Origin of the sequence: Actinomadura sp. (assembly GCF_044508335.1) — a bacterium.
In the GTDB taxonomy this organism is placed as follows: domain Bacteria; phylum Actinomycetota; class Actinomycetes; order Streptosporangiales; family Streptosporangiaceae; genus Spirillospora.
Map to the genome: position 1 here is coordinate 21,040 of NZ_JBIQHY010000045.1, position 6,083 is coordinate 27,122.

The window sequence follows — 6,083 nt, forward strand, 5'->3', positions numbered from 1 at the left end:
CCGCGTTCCGTGCTAGCCCGGTCGCCCGGCACGCAGGCGGGCGCGGAGGGCGGACTTCTGGATCTTGCCGGTGCCGGTGCGCGGCAGCGCGTCGGCGTACTCGATGCGGCGGGGCGTCTTGAAGCCGGCGAGGCGGGCGCGGCACGCGGCGATCAGGTCCCGCTCGGCCGGGCGGGCGCCGTCGGGGACGACCACGGCGCAGACCGTCTGGCCCCAGCGCGGGTCGGGCAGGCCGACGACGGCGACCTCGGCGACGCCGGGGACCGTGCGCAGGACGTCCTCCACCTCGCGCGAGGAGACGTTCTCGCCGCCGGTGATGATCACGTCCTTGAGGCGGTCGACCAGGTAGAGATAGCCGTCCTCGTCGACGCGGCCGGCGTCGCCGGTGCGGAACCAGCCGCCGGCGAACGCGCCGGCCGTCGCGGCCGGATCGTCCCAGTAGCCGGTCGTGACCTGCGGGCCGCGGACGCCGACCTCGCCCAGCGCGCCGGGCGGGAGGAGCGCCCCCTCCTCGTCCAGGATCGCGATCTCGACGCCTCCGGCGGGGCGTCCCGCCGAAGCCGCCAGCCCGGGCCGCGTCGTGAGGGCGGCGCGGTGGTCGTCCGGGGAGAGGAAGGTCGCGTTGCCGGACAGCTCTGTCATGCCGAAGCCCTGGTTGAAGTCGCAGCCGAGCGTCTCGGCGGCGCGGCGCAGCAGCGGGACCGGCATCGGGGCCGAGCCGTAGTAGACCACGCGGAGGGTGCCGCGCAGGACGTCCAGCTCCGCCGGGTCAAGCGCGAGGAGGTCCTCCAGCATCGTCGGCGCCAGCGACAGGCCCGTCACCCCGTGCCTGCGCGCCGCCGCGACCAGGGCGGACGGGGTGAACCTGCGCAGCACGACGGCGTGGCGGCGGAACAGGTGGTGCAGCATGACCTGGTAGCCCGCCACATGGCAGAGCGGGAACGGCGTGCAGAACACGTCGGTCGCCCGCACCGGGCGGCCGTGCGCGGAGGCGTCGAGGCCCGCGAGCAGGTTCCCGTGCGTGAGCCGCACCCCCTTGGGGCGGCCCGTCGTGCCGCTGGTGAACAGCAGCCATGCGACGTCGGACGGGTCCGACTCCGACTCCGGCGCCGGGCCGTCCCAGGGCAGGTCGGTGATGCCGGTCAGGGACGGGCGGTCCGGCGGCAGGCCGCCCTCGGCGGCGAGGCGGGCGAGGAGGTCCGGCTCTCCGAGGACGAGCTCGGCGCCGCTGCGGGCGATCTGGTCCGCCCATTCCCGGGGATGCAGCCGCTGGTTGAGCGGCACCAGGATCCGGCCGCCGCGCGGAACCCCGTAGTAGGCGGCCACGTACTCCGGGCGGTTGTGCGCCAGCAGCGCGACCCGCGCGCCGCGCGGGCAGCGCGCCGAGAGGAAGGCGCTCAGCGCGTCCGCCCTGCCGCGCAGTTCCCCGAACGTCCACGTCGTGCCGTCCACCGACAGGGCCGGGGCGCCGGGCGCGTCCGCCGCCGCGGCGTCGAGCACGTCATGAAGCCGTCGCATCGCCCTCCTCGCCACGCGGGCGAATGTACCGCCGGCCCGGCGGGCCGGGGCCGCCGGTACCGCCGGGTGGGACGGAGCGGCCGGGCGGGACGGAGCGGCCGGGCGGGACGGAGCGGCCGGGCGGGAAGGCGGAAGGGCGCCCCCGCCGCCGCGGGGACGCCCTTCCGGTGAGGCGATCAGGCGGTTTCGAGCTCCGCCGTCAGGTTGCGGACCGCGTTCGGGTCCACCGGGATGCTCGGGCCCATCGAGGTCGTCAGGGACGCCTTCTTCACGTACCGGCCCTTCGCGGCGGACGGCTTGAGCCGCTGGATCTCGTCGATCGCCGCCGCGTAGTTCTCCACCAGCTGGCGCTCGTCGAAGGACGCCTTGCCGATGATGAAGTGCAGGTTCGCGTGCCGGTCGACGCGGAACTCGATCTTGCCGCCCTTGATGTCGGTCACGGCCTTGGCCACGTCCATGGTGACCGTGCCGGTCTTCGGGTTCGGCATCAGGCCGCGCGGGCCGAGGATCCGGCCGAGCCGCCCGACCTTGCCCATCTGGTCCGGCGTGGCGACGACCGCGTCGAAGTCCAGGAAGCCGCCCTGGATCCGTTCGATCAGGTCGTCCGAGCCGACCAGGTCGGCGCCCGCGGCCTCCGCCTCCTGCGCCTTGGCGCCGACGGCGAAGACCAGCACGCGGGCGGTCTTGCCGGTGCCGTGCGGCAGGTTGACGGTGCCGCGCACCATCTGGTCGGCCTTGCGCGGGTCGACGCCGAGCCGCAGCGCGACCTCGACGGTCGCGTCGAACTTGGTGACCGCGGTCTCCTTGGCGAGCTTCACGGCCTCGGCCGGGCTGTACAGCCGATCGCGGTCGATCTTCTCCGCCGCGGCGCGGTAGCCCTTGCTGCGCTTCATGTGCGTTCCTCCAGGAACTCGTGGTGCGGGCCGGCGCCGGCCCTCCCACAGGTGGGTGCTACTTGACGTCGATGCCCATCGAACGCGCGGTGCCGGCGACGATCTTCTCGGCGGCGTCCAGGTCCTTGGCGTTCAGGTCGGGCATCTTGGTCGTGGCGATCTCGCGGATCTGGTCGCGGGTCACCGAGCCGACCTTGTTCTTGTGCGGCTCGCCGCTGCCCTTCTCCACGCCCGCGGCCTTCAGGATCAGCTGCGCGGCCGGCGGGGTCTTCGTGATGAAGCTGAACGACCGGTCCTCGTAGATGGTGATCTCTACGGGGATGACGTTGCCGCGCTGGGACTCCGTGGCAGCGTTGTACTGCTTGCAGAAGTCCATGATGTTGACGCCGTGCGGGCCGAGCGCCGTACCGACGGGCGGCGCCGGCGTCGCCTGCCCGGCCTGCAGCTGGACCTTCACCAAGGCCGCGATCTTCTTCTTGGGAGGCATGCCTTTCCCTCGGTGTTCCGTTTCACTGCGGTCCCGACTCCCGGACGTCCGGGCAACACGGCGGGCGGAACATAACCGCCGTGTTGGGACCCTTGTTGCCTCGGCCCCGCGTGCGCGGGGAGCGCTGCAGCCGCACCTTGACGAGCGCGGCGACTTGGACCATCCCCCATGCGCGGGGCCCACCAGTGCCCCGCTCTCGAAGATCGAGGCGAGCACTGGACCATCCCCGCGTCCGCAGGGACAACCCGTCCAGGATACGGCCTGTCAGGAGCGGCTCGGTCAGATCTTGGAGACCTGGTTGAAGCTCAGCTCGACCGGAGTCTCCCTCCCGAAGATCGACACCAGGACCTTCAGCTTCTGCTGCTCGGCGTTGATCTCGTTGACGGTCGCGGGGAGGGTGGCGAACGGGCCGTCCATGACGGTGACGGACTCGCCGACCTCGAAGTCGACGGCGGCCGGGGCCTTCGCCTCCGTCTTGGCGGTCTTGGCGGCGCCCTCCTCGGGCTCGGGCGCCAGCAGGTTGGCGACCTCGTCCAGGCTCAGCGGGGACGGCTTGTTCAGCAGGCCCACGAACCCGGTGACGCCCGGGGTGTTGCGGACGGCGGCCCAGGACTCGTCGGTCAGCTCCATCCGGACGAGGATGTAGCCCGGCAGGACCTTCTCGTTGACCTTCTGCCGCTTGCCCTGCTTGATCTCGGTCACCTCGTGCTGCGGGACCTCGATCTGGAAGATGTAGTCCTCCATGTTGAGGGTCTGGGTGCGGGTCTCGATGTTGGTCTTGACCCGGTTCTCGTAGCCCGCGTAGGAGTGCACGACGTACCAGTCGCCCGGCTGGAGGCGGAGCTGCATCTTGAAGTCGGCGTACGGGTCGGCCGGCTGCTCGGGCTCGGCCTCCTCCTCGTCCTCGCCTTCGACGGCGTCGGCCAGGTCGGCGGCGCCCTCGGCGGCGTCGCCCGGGACGCCCTCGCCCTCCAGCTTCGTGTCCGCCGGCTCGGCGTCGCCGGCGGAGACGACCGCCTCGGCCGTCTCGTCGGCGGGCTCGGCCGCCTGGTCGGCCGCAGCAGCCGCAGCGGACTGGGCCTCTTCAACGGCCTCGTCGTAGGGCTGTGAGGGCTCGGACACGGTGACTCTTTCTCTCGGTCTGCGGTGATGGACTTGCAAGGGTGCGGCGGGCCGCCGGCCGGGCGGCCGCGGCGTCAGCCGAAGATGGCGTAGACGCCCTTCTGCAGCCCGTAGTCGAAGCCGGAGACGATCCCGACCATGATCAGCACGAACACCAGCGCGGCGGTCGTGTAGGTGATCAGTTCGCGCCGCGTGGGCCAGATGACCTTGCGCAGCTCGGCGATGACCTGGCGCACGAACAGCACGGGCGAGGTCCGCCTGGACGGGGACTTCTTCCTGCCCTTGCCCTTGCCTTCATCCTTGGCCTCGGGCTCGTCGCGAGTCTCAGTCGCCATTTGCCGCCGTTCACCTCATAGGTCGTGATCCAACCACCACGTGGTTGCCGCGCGGCCCGTGCCGCGGCCCGCCGCGGCGCCCGCCGTGACGCGACCGGCACGGGTGCGCGCACCGCACCTCGCAGGGCAGGAGGGACTCGAACCCCCAACCGCCGGTTTTGGAGACCGGAGCTCTACCAATTGAGCCACTGCCCTTCATTCTCCGGCTAAGGAGAACACCCGGCCACGGGGCCGGGACGGTGCCGGGTCCCAGCTTACGGCCTCGCGCTGCATGCCCGCGTGCGGACAGGCTCGTATACCGGTGACGCGTCACTTGGAGGGTGAGTCTACGTGGCCGACGGCCCCGCGTCGAACCGATACCCACGGATCGTCCACGGTGCGGCGGCGAAGCCGATCCGGCGGGCCGTCCTGCGGCCCCCGCCCACCCCCGTCTACCTGGACGGGCTCCGCTCGGCCGCGGATATATCGCTCGGGTCGTGAACGGCGATCTGGAACGATGGGGGCATGAGCACTGACCGTCCTCGCATCTCCAAGCGCATCGCCGCGATATCCGAGTCCGCCACGCTGGCCGTCGACGCCAAGGCCAAGGCGCTGAAGGCGGCGGGCCGCCCGGTCATCGGGTTCGGCGCGGGCGAGCCCGACTTCCCGACTCCGGACTACATCGTCGAGGCGGCGGTCGCCGCCTGCAGGGTGCCGCGTTTCCACAAGTACACGCCGGCGGGCGGGCTGCCCGAGCTGCGCGCCGCCATCGCGGAGAAGACCCGGCGCGACTCGGGCTACTCGGTGGAGGCGAACCAGGTCCTGGTGACCAACGGGGGCAAGCAGGCGGTGTACGAGGCGTTCGCGGCGCTGCTCGACCCGGGCGACGAGGTGCTCGTCCCGACCCCGTACTGGACGACCTACCCCGAGTCGATCAAGCTGGCGGGCGGCGTCCCCGTCGACGTCGTCGCCGACGAGACCACCGGCTACAAGGTGAGCGTCGAGCAGCTGGAGGCGGCCCGCACCGGCCGGACGAAGGTGCTGCTGTTCGTGTCGCCGTCCAACCCGACCGGCGCCGTGTACTCGCGCGACGAGATCGAGGCCATCGGGCGCTGGGCCGACGAGCACGGCCTCTGGGTCGTCACCGACGAGATCTACGAGCACCTCGTGTACGGGGACGCCGAGTTCCACTCGATGCCGGTCGTGGTGCCCGAGCTGGCCGACCGGACGCTCGTCCTGAACGGCGTCGCGAAGACGTACGCGATGACGGGCTGGCGGGTGGGCTGGCTGATCGGCCCGGCGGACGTGGTGAAGGCCGCGCAGAACCTCCAGTCGCACGCGACGTCCAACGTGGCGAACGTGTCGCAGGCCGCCGCGCTCGCCGCGGTGTCCGGCGACCTGTCGGCGGTGGCGGAGATGCGCAAGGCGTTCGACCGGCGCCGCCGGACGATCGTGAAGATGCTGAACGAGATCCCCGGGGTCGTGTGCCCCGAGCCGGAGGGCGCGTTCTACGCCTACCCGTCGGTGAAGGCGCTGCTGGGCAAGGAGCTGCGCGGCAAGCGCCCGGAGACATCGGTGGAGCTGGCGTCGCTGATCCTGGACGAGGCGGAGGTCGCGCTGGTGCCGGGTGAGGCGTTCGGCACGCCCGGCTACTTCCGCATGTCGTACGCGCTGGGCGACGACGACCTCGCCGAGGGCGTCTCGCGGGTCGCCAAGCTGCTGTCCGAGGCGAGCTGACCGTCCGCGCGC

At 72.0% G+C, this 6,083-nt stretch carries 6 protein-coding genes and 1 tRNA gene; 1 reads left to right on the plus strand and 6 read right to left on the minus strand.

All coding sequences use genetic code 11. From position 1 onward, the window contains the following. Window positions 1-12 precede the first annotated feature (12 nt). The 6 genes from ACIWVC_RS17415 to ACIWVC_RS17440 form a co-directional block, all read right to left on the minus strand. Window positions 13-1,518 carry a class I adenylate-forming enzyme family protein gene (locus ACIWVC_RS17415; protein ID WP_396454325.1) on the minus strand — a complete coding sequence of 502 codons (1,506 nt, stop codon included), beginning with the start codon at window positions 1,516-1,518 and terminating at the stop codon, window positions 13-15. A gap of 176 nt (window positions 1,519-1,694) precedes the next feature. Further along, complete coding sequence (gene rplA, locus ACIWVC_RS17420) at window positions 1,695-2,411, minus strand: 50S ribosomal protein L1 (RefSeq protein ID WP_396448384.1); 717 nt, start codon at window positions 2,409-2,411, stop codon at window positions 1,695-1,697. A 58-nt stretch (window positions 2,412-2,469) separates the two neighbouring features. After that, entirely contained in the window at window positions 2,470-2,898 is a 429-nt protein-coding gene (gene rplK / locus ACIWVC_RS17425) for a 50S ribosomal protein L11 (protein WP_396448383.1), read from the minus strand. Between the two features lie 279 nt (window positions 2,899-3,177). Further along, window positions 3,178-4,020, minus strand: a complete 843-nt coding sequence (gene nusG, locus ACIWVC_RS17430) for a transcription termination/antitermination protein NusG (RefSeq protein WP_396448382.1) — start codon at window positions 4,018-4,020, stop codon at window positions 3,178-3,180. 74 nt (window positions 4,021-4,094) lie between these two features. Then, window positions 4,095-4,355 carry a preprotein translocase subunit SecE gene (gene secE, locus ACIWVC_RS17435; RefSeq protein ID WP_396448381.1) on the minus strand — a complete coding sequence of 87 codons (261 nt, stop codon included), beginning with the start codon at window positions 4,353-4,355 and terminating at the stop codon, window positions 4,095-4,097. A gap of 122 nt (window positions 4,356-4,477) precedes the next feature. Further along, window positions 4,478-4,550 (minus strand) — tRNA-Trp (locus ACIWVC_RS17440). A gap of 309 nt (window positions 4,551-4,859) precedes the next feature. Here ACIWVC_RS17440 and ACIWVC_RS17445 point away from each other — a divergent pair. Beyond that, window positions 4,860-6,071, plus strand: coding sequence for a pyridoxal phosphate-dependent aminotransferase (locus ACIWVC_RS17445; protein WP_396448380.1), 1,212 nt, complete (start codon window positions 4,860-4,862; stop codon window positions 6,069-6,071). Window positions 6,072-6,083: the final 12 nt, after the last annotated feature.

Bases quoted from the DNA above. Each gene is read 5' to 3' on its own strand.
- ACIWVC_RS17415 (WP_396454325.1), bottom strand. From the start codon at position 1,518: ATGCGACGGCTTCATGACGTGCTCGACGCCGCGGCGGCGGACGCGCCC.
- rplA (WP_396448384.1), bottom strand. From the start codon at position 2,411: ATGAAGCGCAGCAAGGGCTACCGCGCCGCGGCGGAGAAGATCGACCGC.
- rplK (WP_396448383.1), bottom strand. From the start codon at position 2,898: ATGCCTCCCAAGAAGAAGATCGCGGCCTTGGTGAAGGTCCAGCTGCAG.
- secE (WP_396448381.1), bottom strand. From the start codon at position 4,355: ATGGCGACTGAGACTCGCGACGAGCCCGAGGCCAAGGATGAAGGCAAG.
- ACIWVC_RS17445 (WP_396448380.1), top strand. From the start codon at position 4,860: ATGAGCACTGACCGTCCTCGCATCTCCAAGCGCATCGCCGCGATATCC.